General features: G+C 60.8%; 15 protein-coding genes. 8 read left to right on the top strand and 7 right to left on the bottom strand.

The annotated features are described in order from the left end of the window. Nucleotides 1-37: 37 nt before the first annotated feature. The 3 genes from DK871_RS15190 to rpoE are packed head-to-tail and all read right to left on the bottom strand — an operon-like array spanning nucleotide 38 to nucleotide 2,215. Nucleotides 38-997 (bottom strand): MucB/RseB C-terminal domain-containing protein, encoded by a 960-nt coding sequence (locus DK871_RS15190; RefSeq protein WP_161905608.1) that lies wholly within the window; start codon nucleotides 995-997, stop codon nucleotides 38-40. 16 nt (nucleotides 998-1,013) lie between these two features. Next, nucleotides 1,014-1,601, bottom strand: a complete 588-nt coding sequence (locus DK871_RS15185) for a sigma-E factor negative regulatory protein (RefSeq protein WP_032892984.1) — start codon at nucleotides 1,599-1,601, stop codon at nucleotides 1,014-1,016. Between the two features lie 32 nt (nucleotides 1,602-1,633). Then, nucleotides 1,634-2,215, bottom strand: a complete 582-nt coding sequence (gene rpoE / locus DK871_RS15180; RefSeq protein WP_003172477.1) for an RNA polymerase sigma factor RpoE — start codon at nucleotides 2,213-2,215, stop codon at nucleotides 1,634-1,636. 459 nt (nucleotides 2,216-2,674) lie between these two features. Here rpoE and nadB point away from each other — a divergent pair, with 459 nt between their 5' ends. Next, nucleotides 2,675-4,291: an L-aspartate oxidase gene (nadB, locus tag DK871_RS15175; protein WP_161905607.1), complete on the top strand. Its 1,617-nt coding sequence runs from the start codon at nucleotides 2,675-2,677 to the stop codon at nucleotides 4,289-4,291. Here nadB and DK871_RS15170 read toward each other — a convergent pair. Both DK871_RS15170 and DK871_RS15165 read right to left on the bottom strand, forming a co-directional pair. Continuing rightward, nucleotides 4,260-4,706: a protein YgfX gene (locus DK871_RS15170; RefSeq protein WP_161905606.1), complete on the bottom strand. Its 447-nt coding sequence runs from the start codon at nucleotides 4,704-4,706 to the stop codon at nucleotides 4,260-4,262. The two genes, nadB and DK871_RS15170, sit on opposite strands and share 32 nt — an antisense overlap. Further along, nucleotides 4,690-4,944: a succinate dehydrogenase assembly factor 2 gene (locus tag DK871_RS15165; RefSeq protein ID WP_014717362.1), complete on the bottom strand. Its 255-nt coding sequence runs from the start codon at nucleotides 4,942-4,944 to the stop codon at nucleotides 4,690-4,692. Before DK871_RS15165 ends, DK871_RS15170 begins: the two co-directional genes overlap by 17 nt. A 139-nt stretch (nucleotides 4,945-5,083) precedes the next feature. Here DK871_RS15165 and DK871_RS15160 point away from each other — a divergent pair, with 139 nt between their 5' ends. Then, entirely contained in the window at nucleotides 5,084-6,025 is a 942-nt protein-coding gene (locus DK871_RS15160; RefSeq protein ID WP_161905605.1) for a folate-binding protein YgfZ, read from the top strand. 36 nt (nucleotides 6,026-6,061) lie between these two features. Then, on the top strand, nucleotides 6,062-6,883 hold the full coding sequence (locus tag DK871_RS15155) for an HDOD domain-containing protein (protein ID WP_161905604.1): 822 nt from the start codon (nucleotides 6,062-6,064) through the stop codon (nucleotides 6,881-6,883). On the opposite strand, the gene DK871_RS15150 is transcribed toward DK871_RS15155, so the two are convergent. Together DK871_RS15150 and DK871_RS15145 are read right to left on the bottom strand one after the other, a co-directional pair. Beyond that, nucleotides 6,884-8,269, bottom strand: a complete 1,386-nt coding sequence (locus DK871_RS15150; protein WP_161905603.1) for a sensor histidine kinase — start codon at nucleotides 8,267-8,269, stop codon at nucleotides 6,884-6,886. It abuts the gene before it with no gap. Next, nucleotides 8,262-8,933: a response regulator gene (locus DK871_RS15145; RefSeq protein ID WP_014717358.1), complete on the bottom strand. Its 672-nt coding sequence runs from the start codon at nucleotides 8,931-8,933 to the stop codon at nucleotides 8,262-8,264. The genes DK871_RS15150 and DK871_RS15145 overlap by 8 nt, the downstream gene beginning before the upstream one ends. A gap of 235 nt (nucleotides 8,934-9,168) precedes the next feature. Here DK871_RS15145 and DK871_RS15140 point away from each other — a divergent pair, with 235 nt between their 5' ends. The 5 genes from DK871_RS15140 to DK871_RS15120 all read left to right on the top strand — a co-directional run bounded on the left by DK871_RS15140 (nucleotide 9,169) and on the right by DK871_RS15120 (nucleotide 14,630). Continuing rightward, on the top strand, nucleotides 9,169-10,461 hold the full coding sequence (locus DK871_RS15140) for an OprD family porin (protein ID WP_161905602.1): 1,293 nt from the start codon (nucleotides 9,169-9,171) through the stop codon (nucleotides 10,459-10,461). Nucleotides 10,462-10,494: 33 nt separating this feature from the next. Beyond that, nucleotides 10,495-11,478: a tripartite tricarboxylate transporter substrate binding protein gene (locus DK871_RS15135; protein ID WP_161905601.1), complete on the top strand. Its 984-nt coding sequence runs from the start codon at nucleotides 10,495-10,497 to the stop codon at nucleotides 11,476-11,478. A gap of 147 nt (nucleotides 11,479-11,625) precedes the next feature. Beyond that, nucleotides 11,626-12,084, top strand: coding sequence for a tripartite tricarboxylate transporter TctB family protein (locus tag DK871_RS15130; RefSeq protein ID WP_161905600.1), 459 nt, complete (start codon nucleotides 11,626-11,628; stop codon nucleotides 12,082-12,084). Between the two features lies 1 nt (nucleotide 12,085). Continuing rightward, entirely contained in the window at nucleotides 12,086-13,600 is a 1,515-nt protein-coding gene (locus tag DK871_RS15125; protein WP_032892992.1) for a tripartite tricarboxylate transporter permease, read from the top strand. Then, nucleotides 13,593-14,630 (top strand): AbrB family transcriptional regulator, encoded by a 1,038-nt coding sequence (locus DK871_RS15120; protein WP_161905599.1) that lies wholly within the window; start codon nucleotides 13,593-13,595, stop codon nucleotides 14,628-14,630. Before DK871_RS15125 ends, DK871_RS15120 begins: the two co-directional genes overlap by 8 nt. Nucleotides 14,631-14,639: the final 9 nt, after the last annotated feature.

Genomic DNA, 14,639 nt, shown 5'->3' with positions numbered 1-14,639 from the left:
AGATTGAAACAACAGGATGAACATAAGATTAACGATCTCAGGGCTTGGCAGCGGCCTTTTCACCACGCACCGACAACGCGATACGTTCAGCAGTGCCGATGGGAATTTCGCCCACCACCGTGACCATCATTTCGCCATCCACCGTATTCAAGCGCCGCGAGACTGCCACGGTCGGCCCCAACTGAGCGCGGGTTTCATTTACGTCAGTGCCAATGGCCGACTCAAGAAACACCGAAAAACGCGCGAGCCCATCGTCATACATCAGGCTGTCGACGGTAGATTTCGTTTGGGTATCTTTGCGTGTGGCGCTGCTGATTTGTTGGAAACCAGGCGGTAGCCAGTCCAAATACCATCTTTGCGTGGCAGATAGGTCAGGTGCTTTAGCGGCAGACATTGTTACCGGCGAACAGTCGCTGCTGGGCTGCAAGTCCTGGTCAGAAGGAGTAACTGAAGTATCCAGGCGCGTGAACTGAAAACGCTCCAACAACTGCCCTTGATCGTTGAGCAGCAAGGACTTGAGCGGCAGCGCAGTCTCACGATCCAGGTGTAATTCAAACCCATAACGGTAAGGGTCACGCGCACTGATCGACACAATCACCGCATTACGACCGGCCACGCGGGATTTGCCAATGACGGCCAGCTCATAGAATGGATTGAGTTTTTTGGGGTCGAGAATACGCGAGGGTGCATCAGAAGAATGACCGAGGCTGGCAACCAACGTGCCACTGACGCATTGCGCCCGGCCGTCTACCCGAACCGCTTCCTGGGCGGAGCCATCAAGCTGCAACAAGCGTTCACGGACATGACCATCCTGGACGCGGTGCCAGATGTCATGGGTGGAAAAACTGCCGTTACGTTCGTAGACAAACGTACCTTCAAAGCTTTGCTGCTGCTCTGCACGCCCAAGTCGAGTCAGCCAGTCTTGGGCTTCATCGGCATGGGCGGATAGTGCAAACCAACTACTGAGCAAAAGCGTAAGGAGCGGTATGGCGCGCATAGGGCTCCTTAGCGAATCAGCGGTTTTCCTGACTTGCTGCACGAGCGTATGGCAGAGCGCTTTCAGTGCCTTTGGCGGCCGATTCCTGCGCATGTTGACGCAGGTAGCCTGGAAGGCGCTGATCCTGCCAGCCGGATTGCCCCTGAAGTACACCATTGGCCATAGGGCCGGTGGTATCGGTGCTTTCCTTGTAGCCAGCCAGCACGGCCGGGCCTTTGACTTGCGGACCGGCCATGACCGGTTGCTGAGTCTGTTGGGCCAGCTCGTTGCCTGCGATCTCGTCCTGGTTGTACAGGCGAACACCTGCCAACACAGCAACGGTCACCGAAGCGGCCACTGCCAGACGACCCAGGCTGCGCCATGGACCACGCGAGGCTTTTGCCGGAACGGCTTCATCAGCCAGTGCAGCAGAAACGGCCGCAGCAATATCCAGACGAGGGATTAGGAGATCCTTGTGCATCACCGCCCGAGCGACTTGGTAACGAGACCAGGTATCACGGGTTTGGGCGTCATCAAATGCATTGAGCACTCGACGAAGTTCCAGTTCATCCGCTTCGTTATCCATCACTGCGGACAGCGATTCCTGCAGGGCATCACGACTCATGGCGGTTCCTCTCTTGGCTGTCGCCGCTGTCTTTAGTTTTCCTGCAACAACGGTTGCAAGGCTTTGTCGATGGCTTCCCGGGCCCGGAAAATCCGTGACCTCACAGTCCCCACCGGACATTGCATGACGCTCGCAATGTCTTCGTAACTCAGACCATCGAATTCACGTAAAGTTAACGCCGTACGCAAATCTTCTGGCAGTTGCTGAATAGTGCGATGGACGGTGCCTTCGATCTCGTCGCGCAGCAATGCACGCTCCGGCGACTCGAGATCTTTGAGGCCGTGATCACCATCGTAAAATTCTGCATCTTCTGAACTGACATCACTGTCTGGTGGGCGGCGACCGCGTGACACCAGATAGTTCTTCGCCGTGTTAATGGCGATGCGGTACAGCCACGTGTAAAACGCACTGTCACCGCGGAAATTTCCAAGTGCACGGTAAGCCTTGATAAAGGCTTCCTGTGCAACGTCCTGCGCTTCATGGGTGTCGTGCACAAACCGCACGATCAACCCGAGAATTTTGTGCTGGTATTTCAGCACTAGCAGATCAAATGCTCGCTTATCACCGCGCTGTACGCGCTCGACCAGCTGCTGATCCTCTTCCTGGGTTAGCATGAACACTCCTCGTTGTACTTGAAGGAGGCTTGCATAACTAAACGATCAGGCTTGCAAACATAGACTCGGGCTTTTCGCAAAAGTTCTCCCCCTTCAAGCAAGTTTCCGGCATGCACTGATTTGGCACACACGAAAAACGCAGCACGGTCGGTGCCGGCTGCGCGAATAATCTTGTCGCCGGTTTCGTGACGCGTCCAATGCTCCCGACGGGCCAATAAACTCAACGTTTTCCCAGCTTTCGGGCAACCTGCTATTGAGTCGGGGCTCATGCAAAAAGTTCCCGTCCCGCCAACCGGCCATTTCCCAAAGCTGCGCAGCATAATCTCACAATGCCACGAAGGCGTGGCTATTGTGCCGCTCCACCCCTCTATATACTAGTGGCCCGTGTGACCCTTTGATTCGCCGATCCAGGCGTCCTGTTTGCGCCCCCTTTGGATCGCTTTTTGCGGAATCCGTCAAATGAGCCAACAGTTTCAACACGATGTCCTCGTAATCGGCAGCGGCGCCGCCGGCTTGAGCCTGGCCCTGACCCTGCCCAGCCATTTGCGTATAGCGGTTTTGAGCAAAGGCGACCTGGCCAACGGCTCGACCTTCTGGGCCCAGGGCGGTGTCGCCGCAGTGCTGGACGACACCGACACCGTGCAATCCCACGTCGAAGACACCCTTAACGCTGGCGGTGGCCTGTGCAATGAAGACGCCGTGCGCTTCACCGTCGAGCACAGCCGGGAAGCCATCCAATGGTTGATCGACCAAGGTGTGCCGTTTACCCGCGATGAACATGCCGGCAGCGACGATGGTGGCTTTGAGTTCCACCTGACCCGCGAAGGTGGCCACAGCCATCGCCGAATCATTCACGCCGCCGATGCCACCGGGGCCGCGATTTTCAAGACCCTGCTCGACCAGGCCCGCCAACGCCCCAACATCCAATTGCTGGAGCAGCGCGTCGCCGTCGACCTGATCACCGAAAAACGCCTGGGCCTGGCGGGCGAGCGCTGCCTGGGAGCCTACGTACTCAACCGCACCAGCGGTGAAGTCGATACCTATGGCGCACGCTTCACCATTCTCGCCTCGGGCGGCGCCGCCAAGGTCTACCTCTATACCAGCAACCCCGACGGTGCCTGCGGCGACGGCATCGCGATGGCCTGGCGCTCGGGCTGCCGGGTCGCCAACCTGGAGTTCAACCAATTCCACCCCACCTGCCTGTATCACCCGCAGGCCAAGAGCTTCCTGATCACCGAAGCCCTGCGCGGCGAAGGTGCACATTTGAAGCTGCCCAATGGCGAGCGCTTCATGCAGCGCTTCGACCCACGTGCCGAACTGGCGCCGCGCGATATCGTCGCCCGCGCCATCGACCACGAAATGAAGCGCCTGGGTATCGACTGCGTGTACCTGGACATCAGCCACAAGCCCGAAGCCTTCATCAAGACCCACTTCCCGACCGTCTACGAACGCTGCCTGACCTTCAATATCGACATCACCAAGGGCCCGATCCCCGTGGTACCGGCCGCGCACTACACCTGCGGTGGCGTGATGGTCGACCAGCATGGCCGCACCGACGTGCCGGGCCTGTATGCCATCGGCGAAACCAGCTTCACCGGCCTGCACGGCGCCAACCGCATGGCCAGCAATTCACTGCTCGAATGCTTCGTGTATGCGCGCTCGGCGGCAGCGGACATTCTTGGACAACTGCCGCGCATCCCGGTACCTGCCGCCCTGCCCCGCTGGGACGCGAGCCAGGTCACCGATTCGGACGAGGACGTGATCATCGCCCACAACTGGGACGAGCTGCGGCGCTTCATGTGGGACTATGTGGGCATCGTGCGCACCAACAAGCGCCTGCAACGGGCGCAGCATCGGGTGCGCTTGCTGCTGGATGAGATCGACGAGTTCTACAGCAACTATAAGGTCAGCCGCGACCTGATCGAATTGCGCAACCTGGCCCAAGTGGCCGAGCTGATGATTCGTTCAGCCATGGAACGCAAGGAAAGCCGCGGCCTGCATTACACCCTCGACTACCCCCAGATGCTGCCCGAAGCCCGCGACACTATCCTGGTGCCAACCACCTACGGCGGCTGAACTTCAGGCGTACCCGCAGGCGCCGATGCACATCGGCGGCCTGCGCATCCTTGGGCACGCAGATGGACCGCACTCGCCGTTCACCCTGCACCCGGTAACGCAACACCACGATCAGCGGCAACGCCAGGCTGTCGGGCCGCAGTTGCACAGAGCGCCACCCGCGTGCGGCGCTCCATAATTGCCAGCCATCGTCGTCACGGCGCAGGCCTCGAATCGACGAACGGTGAGTGAGCAGGATTTGCCGCGGTAATACCCAGGCACAATGAGCCAGGCATAACAGGATGCCGAGGCTTGAGTAAGGCAGGTTTAGAACCAGCAGGCTGCCCAACGCGATCAGTTGGGCAAGCACATAGGCCGCCAGCAACAGCCGCGAGGCCTGCCAGCGGCATTCGAAACGATTACTTGGGCTGGACACGATCCAGGATCATCCGAACCATGCGCTGCAGCTCCGGGTCTTCGGATTCGGCGCGCTCCATGAACCAGCCAAACATGTCCTGGTCTTCGCACGTGAGCAACCTGACGTAGAGGTCGCGGTCCACCTGATTGAGCGTCGCGTACACCTCTTTGGTGAAAGGCACCAGCAACACATCCAGCTCCAGCATGCCGCGACGGCTGTGCCAGTAGAGGCGATTGATTTCTACATCTTCGACCATGGAGCCCTCCTAAATTAGAGCGCAAGTATACAGCCCCGACGACACCGGAACAGTCGGCTTTGGTCGACCGCGACGAAACTATGCATTTGCCGGACGCCCCTCTATGATGCACCCATGACTTTTTGACCTGCGATGACCCATGGCTGACTCCGCTTTTTTCTGCTCCCTGTCCCACGAAGGCGTTCTCGCCGTCCGCGGCTCTGATGCTGCCAAGTTCCTGCAGGGCCAACTGACCTGCAACCTCAATTACCTGAGTGATACCCAGGCCAGCCTGGGCGCGCGCTGCACGCAAAAAGGCCGGATGCAGTCGAGCTTCCGCATCCTGCTGCAGGGTGATGGCGTACTCCTGGCGATGGCCACCGAGTTGCTTGAGCCGCAGTTGGCGGATTTGAAAAAGTACGCGGTGTTCTCCAAGTCCAAGCTCACCGACGAAAGCGCTGCCTGGGCGCGCTTCGGCCTGGCGAACGCAGACGCGGCCTTGACTGCTCTGGGCCTGGAACTGCCGGTCGAAACCGACAGCGTGGCACGCAACGAGGCATTGATCGCCGTCCGTGTTTCCCCAGACCGTGCCGAGCTCTGGGTGCCCGCCGAACACGCCGACGCCGTGCGCAGCCAATTGGCCACGCAGTTGCAACAGGCCGACTTGAATGCGTGGCTGCTTGGCCAGATCCGTGCTGGTATCGGCCAGGTAATGCCCCAGACGCGCGAGCTGTTCATCCCGCAGATGCTCAACCTGCAAGCCGTGGGCGGCGTGAGTTTCAAGAAAGGCTGCTACACCGGCCAGGAAATCGTCGCGCGCATGCAGTACCTGGGCAAACTCAAGCGGCGCCTGTATCGCCTGAGCCTGGAAACAGCCGAACTCCCCGAGCCAGGCACCCCACTGTTTTCCCCCAGCCATAACAGCGCAATCGGCGAAGTGGTCATCGCGGCAAAAGCTGACCAGTCGATTGAACTTCTCGCCGTGCTGCAGGCCGAAGCTGCCGACAGTGGCGACGTGCGCTTGGGCACCTTGGAAGGCCCAGGCTTGCACCTGCTTGACCTGCCTTACCAACTGGACCGAGATCGCGAGATTCAGCGTTAATCGCCGTACTTTTTTGCAGCACCCTAGAGAGCATGAATGAACAAGCTGGCGGAAAAAGTCCAACAGGCGTTGGTAAAGGCCATCGATAACGATGACCTGGTTCTGCCGACATTGCCGGAGGTGGCCCTGAAAATTCGCCAGGCCGCCGAAGACCCGGAGATCAGCATCAGCCACCTGAGCAAGGTGATCAGCCGTGACACCGCCCTGTCGGCGCGCCTGATCAAAGTGGTCAACAGCCCGTTGCTACGGGCCAGCCAGGAAGTCACCGACCTGCACACCGCCATCACCCGGCTAGGCACCAACTACAGCAGCAACCTGGCCATCGGCCTGGTGATGGAGCAGATCTTTCATGCCCGCTCCGAAGTAGTCGAACAGAAAATGCGCGACGTGTGGCGCCGCAGCCTGGAAGTGGCGGGCGTGAGCTACGCGTTGTGCCGTCGCCACAGCCAGCTCAAGCCAGACCAGGCGGCGCTGGGCGGCCTGGTGCATCAGATCGGCGTGCTGCCGATCCTCACGTATGCCGAGGACCACTATGAGCTGCTGGCCGACCCCGTCAGCCTCAACCACGTCATCGACAGCATTCACCCAGTACTGGGGGACAAGCTGCTACGAGTGTGGGACTTCCCCGAGATGCTGGTGAACGTGCCGGGCCAATACCTGGACCTGACACGCGACTCTGCACGCCTGGACTACGTCGACCTGGTGCAGGTCGCCGCGCTGTACTGCCACCGCGGCACCGACCATCCCCTGGGGACCGTGCCGATTGCTACATTGCCGGCCCTCATGAAGTTACGCATAGACCTGCACAGCGATGCTCTGCGCAGCGAACTAAACGAAGCTCGCTCGATGTTTTACTGATCAACCCGCGATAAAACTCACGCGTACCTTAAGCCCCGCCAGCTCGCCATCATGCAGGCTGATCTGCGCCAGGTGCGCACGGCAAATCTCCCCGACAATCGCCAACCCCAAGCCCGAGCCCATGCCCTGCTGGCTGCGTCGATAAAAACGCTCGAATACCCGGTCCCGCTCATCCAGGGGAATACCGGGGCCGTCATCCTCTACCTCCAGCACCGCCGGCGCGGTCACCCGCAGAATCACATTGCCGCCGGGTGGTGTATGGGCCAAGGCGTTATCCACCAGGTTGCTCAGCAACTCATTGAGCAGCGTCGGTTCGCCACGCAGCCATACCGGCTCATCGGCCTCCAGCGCCAGGGCCACACCCCGCGCGTAGGCCAGCGGCGCCATGGCCATACCGAGCTCACGGGCCAATTGGCTTAAATCGAGCAACTGCGCACCACCTTCGGCAATGGCCCGGGCACCGTTTTCGATGCGAGCCAGGGACAACAATTGATTGGCCAGGTGCGTCAGACGGTCGGTGCCCTGGGCGGCCGTTTCCAGGGTGCTGCGCCAGGTGGCCGGCTCTTCGGCACGCAGGCCCAGTTCCAGCCTGGCCTTGAGCGCCGCCAGGGGTGTGCGCAGCTCGTGGGCAGCATCGGCAATAAACTGCGCCTGGCGCTCGAACTGCCCGCGCAGACGTTCGGTGAAATGGTTGAGCGAGCGCACCAAGGGGCCGAACTCATCCTGAACCTCCACCAATGGCAGGGGCCGCAGGTCATCAGGCTGGCGCTCTTCTACCGCCGTGCGCAGGCGCTCCAGCGGGCGCAGGGCGGCGCTTACCGCGAACCACACCAGCAACAATGCGCCGATGGCGAGCATGCCCAGGCGCAGCAGGGTGTCAGCCATCAGGCTGCGAGCCATGGCCACCCGCGCTTCGTCGGTCTCCGCGACACGAATTTCGGCCATGCCATTCATGTTCGGTTCCGAGACGGCCTTGAGCAGGCTCACCACCCGTACATGCTGGCCCAGGTACATGGCGTTGTAGAACCGCGCCAAGGCGGGATAATCGTCGGTGCGGGGCGTGCCGGGCGGCGGGCCGGGCAGGTTTTCGTAACCGGAAATCAGCTTCTGATCAATGTCATTGACCTGATAATAAATGCGCCCGGCACTGTCGTAGGCAAAGGTGTCCAGGGCGACATAAGGCACATTGGCGCTGAGGGTGCCGTCCACCTGGGTCAAGCCGGCGGCAATGGTGCGCGCCGAGGCCAGCAGCGTGCGGTCATAGGCGGTGTCGGCGGCTTCGCGACCGTTCCAATAAGCGCTCATGCCGCTGGCGAGCATCAACAGCACCAGCAACAGCGCCAGGTTGCACAGCAAGCGCCAGCGCAAGCTGCTGGGCTTATGCATCACGGGCTTCCAGCAAGTAGCCAAGGCCACGGAAGGTAACGATGGCGATGGGCTGGCCATCGAGTTTCTTGCGCAGGCGATGCACGTAGATTTCGATGGCGTCGGGGCTGGCCTCCTCGTCCAGGCCAAATACCTGGGAAGCCAATTGTTCCTTGCTCATCACGCGGCCCGGCCGGGCGATCAAGGCCTCGAGTACCGCTTGCTCTCGGGAGGTCAAGGTCATCAGTTCGCCTGCGACCGTGAAGCGCCGGGTGTCGAGGTCGTACACCAGCACACCGCAGGTCTGCTGGCGCTCGCCGCCCAGCACGCTGCGCCGCAACAGTGCCTTGACCCGTGCTTCAAGCTCCGTGAGTTCAAACGGTTTGGCCAGGTAGTCATCGGCGCCCAGGTTCAGGCCGTGCACGCGGTCTTTTACATCACTGCGAGCAGTCAGCATCAGCACCGGCAGGTTTTTTCCACGTGCCCGCAAACGCGCGAGCACCTCGAAGCCATCCAGGCGCGGCAACCCTACGTCCAGGATCACCGCGGCGTATTCCTCGCTGCTCAAGGCCAGGTCCGCCGCTACGCCGTCATGCAACACATCAACGGTCAAACCCATGCTCTTGAGCGCTTGGGCGACACTTTCGGCGAGCTGCAGATGGTCTTCAACCAACAGGACACGCATGGATTTCTACCTCATTCAGGGGTGGTCGGCGCCACGCTTTGCCCGGCAGTTTACAGCCGCAACCTGGCCTGTGAAGCCCGAAAACATTGAAAGGCGATTGAAAGGTTAGTGAAAGCTTCGCCCTTTAGCATTCAACCACGGTGGTCTATGCCCGCCGAGTTGCCTGACCCGTAGCGCCCGAAAAACGCCTCGAAGCGTTTTCGCCAAAATAAGAACAATAACGGAGTACACCACGATGCTGTCGACCCAGCCACAGGCTTGCCCGCCTGTTCGCTCTTCCCGCCTGACCCACACCGTCCTCGCCAGTGCCGCTGCCCTTGCCGGCTTTGCGCCGCTCAGCCAGGCTGCCTTCTTCGAAGACAGTAGCGCGACTCTGGAAACCCGCAACATGTACTTCAACCGCGACTTTCGCGACGGTACCAGTGCGCAGCAATCCAAGCGCGACGAATGGGCCCAGGGCTTCATGCTCAACCTGCAATCAGGCTACACCGACGGCACCGTCGGCTTTGGCGTGGATGCGCTGGGCATGCTCGGCGTCAAGCTCGACTCCAGCCCCGACCGCACCGGCACCGGCCTGCTGCCGACCCACGATGACGGCCGCGCCGCCAACGAGTACTCCAAGCTGGGCCTGACCGGCAAAGTGAAAATCTCCGCCACTGAGCTTAAGATCGGCGCGCTGATCCCCGAACTGCCGATCCTCAAGCCCAACGACGGGCGCATCCTGCCGCAGACCTTCAACGGTGGCTTGATCACTTCCAAGGAATTCAAGAACCTGGTGTTCACCGGTGGCCGCCTGGATAAAGCCAAGGACCGCGACGACACCAACTACGAAGACATCGCGCTCAATAACAAGAACAGCCGCTTCCTCAGTGGTGCCACCGGCAAGCACTTCAACTTCGGTGGCGTCGACTACAAGTTCGCCGACAAGATCACCGGCAGCTACCACTTCGCCCAACTTGACGACGTGTACCGCCAGCACTTTCTCGGCATGGTCGCATCACGCCCGATGGGCCCTGGCACTTTCGCCGCCGACCTGCGACTGGCCATCAGTGATGACACCGGCTCAGCGCGCGGCGGCAATATCGACAACAAGTCCCTCAACGGCCTGTTCAGCTATGCCCTCAATGGCCATAAGCTCAGCGCCGGTTACCAGCACATGTCCGGCGACAGCGCCTTCCCGTATGTGGATGGCAGTGACCCGTACCTGGTCAACTTCGTGCAGATCAACGATTTTGCCGGCGCCGAAGAACGTTCCTGGCAGGCACGTTATGACTACGACTTCGCCAAGCTGGGCATTCCGGGCTTGAGTTTCATGAGCCGTTACCTCTCGGGTGACAACATCAAGCTCAAGAACGGCGAGACCGGCAAGGAGTGGGAACGCAACAGCGAGATCAAGTACGTGGTGCAAAGCGGCACGTTCAAAGATGTGGCCGTGCGCCTGCGTAACGCCACCTATCGCTCCAACTATTCGGCCCGTGACGCAGATGAAATGCGCTTGCTGGTCAGCTACAGCGTCGCACTTTGGTAGTACCCCCTTATAACAACAACGATGGAGAGCACCATGACCCTTTCACTGCGTAAATTTGCCCTCGCCGCCGGCTGCATGCTGTTCGCCGGCCAACTGCTGGCCGCCGACGAACCCAAGCGTCCGGAGTGCATCGCTCCAGCCTCCCCTGGCGGCGGTTTTGACCTGACCTGCAAACTGGCGCAAAGCGCGCTGGTCAACGAAAAACTGCTGACCAAGCCGATGCGCGTGACCTACATGCCAGGCGGCGTGGGCGCGGTGGCCTACAACGCAGTCGTCGCCCAGCGCCCTGCGGATGCCGGCACCCTGGTCGCCTGGTCGAGCGGTTCGCTGTTGAACCTGGCCCAGGGCAAGTTCGGCCGTTTTGACGAAAGTGCCGTGCGCTGGTTGGCGGCGGTGGGCACCAGCTATGGCGCCATCGCGGTAAAAAGCGACTCGCCCTACAAGACCCTCGACGACCTGGTCAAAGCCTTGAAGAAAGACCCAGGCAGCGTGGTGATCGGCTCCGGCGGCACCGTCGGCAGCCAGGACTGGATGCAAACCGCGCTGATCGCCAAGGCCGCCGGGATCAACCCGCGCGAACTGCGTTACGTCGCCCTTGAGGGTGGCGGTGAAATCGCAACAGCCTTGCTGGGTGGCCACATCCAAGTGGGCAGTACCGACATCTCCGACTCCATGCCACATATCCAGAGCGGCGACATGCGCCTGCTGGCGGTGTTCTCCGAGCAACGCCTGGATGAACCGGAAATGAAGGACATCCCGACCGCCAAAGAGCAAGGCTATGACATCGTCTGGCCGGTGGTGCGTGGCTTCTACCTCGGGCCAAAGGTCAGCGATGCCGATTACGCCTGGTGGAAAGACGCCTTCGACAAACTGCTGGCTTCCGAGGAGTTCGCCAAGCTGCGTGACCAGCGCGAGCTGTTCCCGTTCGCCATGACCGGCCAGGAGCTGGACACTTACGTGAAGAAGCAGGTGGCTGACTACAAAGTGCTGGCCAAAGAGTTCGGCCTGATCCAGTAACCGCCCCTCTTTTGTGTAATGCCCCTGTAGGAGCGAGCTTGCTCGCGAAGAACGCAAGTACACCGTGTGCATCCAGGATGGCCGGCGTCATCGTTGACGTTTTTCGCGAGCAAGCTCGCTCCTACAAGAGGGGCCTTGGAGTTTTCTATGCTCTTACAACGCATTTTTGCCGCGGCGCTGTTACTGGCCTGTATCGGCCTGGCACTGATGGCCTGGCCGTATCAGGCGGCTTTTTCCTACGAACCCGTAGGGCCAAGAGCCTTCCCCCTGCTGCTGCTCGGGCTGATGGGCCTGGCGCTCATTTACATGATGATTCGCCCGCAGGCGACCAAACACACCGACGATGAACCCGCACTGGACCAACCCACGCTGATCAAGATCGGCATCTGTGTGGCGTTGCTGCTGGTGTTTGCCGGCACGTTCGAATCCTTGGGTTTCATTCTCAGCAGCATGCTGATCGGTATTCCGATGGCACGGCTGTATGGCGGCCGCTGGTGGCCCAGTGTGGTGATCATCACCTTGATGAGCGTCGGTCTTTATCTGCTGTTCGATAAAACCATGGACGTACCGTTGCCCCTCGGCCTGCTCGACGTTCTGGAGAACTGATATGGATACTTTTGGCTATCTGGGCCAGGGTTTCGGCATTGCGCTGAGCCCCTATAACCTGGTGACCGCGTTGTGCGGCACCTTGATCGGCACCGTGGTCGGCCTGTTGCCGGGCCTGGGCCCGATCAACGGCGTGGCACTGTTGATCCCCATCGCCTTTGCCCTGGGTTTGCCGCCCGAGTCGGCGCTGATCCTGCTGGCAGCTGTGTACCTGGGCTGCGAATACGGCGGCCGCATCAGTTCGATTCTGCTGAACATCCCGGGCGAAGCGTCCACCGTGATGACCACCCTCGACGGCTACCCGATGGCCCGCAAAGGCCTGGCTGGCGTGGCACTGTCGTTGTCGGCCTGGAGTTCGTTCATCGGCGCGTTTATCGCCACCTGCGGCATGGTGCTGTTCGCCCCGCTGCTGGCCAAGTGGGCAATTGCTTTTGGCCCGGCGGAATATTTCGTCCTGATGGTGTTTGCGATTGTCTGCCTGGGCGGCATGGCCGGTGACAAACCGCTGAAGACTTTTGTGGCGGCGCTGATCGGCTTGTTCCTTTCCTGCGTGGGCATCGACGCCAACAGTGGTGTGTACCGCTTTACCGGCGACAATATTCACCTGACCGACGGCATTCAGTTCGTGGTGCTGGTACTCGGGCTGTTCTCCATCAGCGAGATCCTGCTGCTGTTGGAAAAAACCCACCGTGGCCAGGAAGCAGTGAAAGCCACCGGGCGCATGATGTTCAACGCCAAGGAAGCCTTGTCGGTACTCACCGTGAACCTGCGTTGCGGCGTGTCGGGTTTTATCATCGGCGTGTTGCCGGGTGCCGGTGCGACCATGGCGTCGGCCGTTGCCTACATGACCGAGAAACGCATCGCAGGTGCCAGCGGCAAATTCGGCCAAGGCGACATGCGCGGCCTGGCCGCCCCGGAAACCGCCATTGGCGCATCGGTCTGCGGCGCCATGGTACCGATGCTGACCCTCGGCGTTCCTGGCTCGGGCACCACGGCGGTGATGATCGGCGCCCTGTCGCTGTACAACATCACTCCCGGCCCGCTGCTGTTTCAACAGCAACCGGACATTGTCTGGGGCCTGATCGCCTCGTTGTTCATTGCCAACATCATGCTGGTCGTGCTCAACATCCCGATGATCCGCATCTTCACCCGTATCCTCGCCGTGCCGAACTGGGCGCTGGTGCCGGTGATCGCCATCATCACCGCGATTGGCGTATACGCCGTGCATGCCACCACCTTCGACCTATTCCTGATGATCGCCATCGGCATCTTCGGCTACATCCTGCGCAAGCTGGACTTCCCGCTGTCGCCGCTGCTGCTGGGCTTTATCCTAGGCGGCCTGATGGAGCAGAACCTGCGCCGTGCGCTGTCGATCTCCAACGGTGCGCTGGAAATCCTGTGGTCGAGCCCGATCACCTTTGGCGTCTGGGTACTCACCGCAATCATGCTGCTCGTACCGCTGCTGCGTATCTGGCGTAAACGCGTGCAACAGCGTCGTGCCCTGGCCGATGTCTGAGGTCACCTTTAAACATTGGTGGGGAACACCGCTGGTCGGCCTGGCCGGCGGTTACCTGGCCAGCCTGGTGGGCTGGCCTTTGCCGTACATGGTCGGCTCGTTGCTGGCGATCATCCTGGTGCGCTGCCTCACGCCCTGGCAGTTGGCAGAGATTCCCGGCGGGCGCAAATGCGGCCAATGGGTGGTGGGCATCGGCATCGGCCTGCATTTCACCCCGGTGGTGATCGAGCAGGTGATGAGCCACTTCGGCTTGATCTTCTTCGGCGCACTGGTCACCAGCTTGTCGAGCGTGGTGGGCGTGTGGTTGATGCGCCGCAGCGGTGAAGACCGCGCCACGGCGTTTTTCTCCAGCATGCCGGGCGGTTCCGGCGAGATGGTCAACCTCGGCGCCCGCAACGGCGCGGTGCTCAGCAGGGTGGCGGCCGGGCAAAGCCTGCGTGTGCTGGTGGTGGTGCTGTGTGTGCCAGCAATCTTCAAGTATTTGCTCGGGGGCGGCGCGCCGCAGTTTCATCCGGCGCCCGTAGACTGGGCGTGGCTGGCCCTGCTGTTTCCGGTGGGTGCGCTGGTTGCCTGGGGCTGGCAACGCTTGCGCCAGCCCAACCCTTGGCTGTTCGGGCCATTGTTGGTGAGTGCGGTGGCCAGCGTGACTTGGGACTTGCACATTGGCCTGCCCGACGGTGGCAGCCAGATTGGCCAATGGTTGATCGGCAGCGGTTTGGGCTGCCACTTCAATCGGCAGTTCTTTCGTCGGGCACCGTCGTTCATGGGCCGCACCTTGATTGGCACGGCGTTGACCATGCTACTGGCGACATTGGCGGCGATGGGCTTGAGTGCGCTGACTCACCTCGACCTACGCTCGCTGACCCTGGGCATGATGCCAGGCGGTATCGCTGAGATGAGCCTGACAGCCGAAACCCTGCAGCTGTCGGTGCCCTTGGTGACAGCGATGCAGGTGATGCGCTTGTTGTTCGTGTTGTTTTTGGCCGAACCTTTGTTTCGGCACTGGAACCGTCAGCCAGAAACACGCTAAACCTTCCCG

The sequence above is a fragment of the Pseudomonas sp. L13 genome (assembly GCF_009935965.1).
Classification (GTDB): domain Bacteria; phylum Pseudomonadota; class Gammaproteobacteria; order Pseudomonadales; family Pseudomonadaceae; genus Aquipseudomonas; species Aquipseudomonas lactis.
This window is presented reverse-complemented; position numbering and strand designations above follow the sequence as displayed.

Coding starts and splice junctions, on each gene's coding strand:
- DK871_RS15190 (WP_161905608.1), bottom strand. CDS start 997: ATGCGCGCCATACCGCTCCTTACGCTTTTGCTCAGTAGTTGGTTTGCA.
- DK871_RS15185 (WP_032892984.1), bottom strand. CDS start 1,601: ATGAGTCGTGATGCCCTGCAGGAATCGCTGTCCGCAGTGATGGATAAC.
- rpoE (WP_003172477.1), bottom strand. CDS start 2,215: ATGCTAACCCAGGAAGAGGATCAGCAGCTGGTCGAGCGCGTACAGCGC.
- nadB (WP_161905607.1), top strand. CDS start 2,675: ATGAGCCAACAGTTTCAACACGATGTCCTCGTAATCGGCAGCGGCGCC.
- DK871_RS15165 (WP_014717362.1), bottom strand. CDS start 4,944: ATGGTCGAAGATGTAGAAATCAATCGCCTCTACTGGCACAGCCGTCGC.
- DK871_RS15160 (WP_161905605.1), top strand. CDS start 5,084: ATGGCTGACTCCGCTTTTTTCTGCTCCCTGTCCCACGAAGGCGTTCTC.
- DK871_RS15155 (WP_161905604.1), top strand. CDS start 6,062: ATGAACAAGCTGGCGGAAAAAGTCCAACAGGCGTTGGTAAAGGCCATC.
- DK871_RS15150 (WP_161905603.1), bottom strand. CDS start 8,269: ATGCATAAGCCCAGCAGCTTGCGCTGGCGCTTGCTGTGCAACCTGGCG.
- DK871_RS15145 (WP_014717358.1), bottom strand. CDS start 8,933: ATGCGTGTCCTGTTGGTTGAAGACCATCTGCAGCTCGCCGAAAGTGTC.
- DK871_RS15140 (WP_161905602.1), top strand. CDS start 9,169: ATGCTGTCGACCCAGCCACAGGCTTGCCCGCCTGTTCGCTCTTCCCGC.
- DK871_RS15135 (WP_161905601.1), top strand. CDS start 10,495: ATGACCCTTTCACTGCGTAAATTTGCCCTCGCCGCCGGCTGCATGCTG.
- DK871_RS15130 (WP_161905600.1), top strand. CDS start 11,626: ATGCTCTTACAACGCATTTTTGCCGCGGCGCTGTTACTGGCCTGTATC.
- DK871_RS15125 (WP_032892992.1), top strand. CDS start 12,086: ATGGATACTTTTGGCTATCTGGGCCAGGGTTTCGGCATTGCGCTGAGC.
- DK871_RS15120 (WP_161905599.1), top strand. CDS start 13,593: ATGTCTGAGGTCACCTTTAAACATTGGTGGGGAACACCGCTGGTCGGC.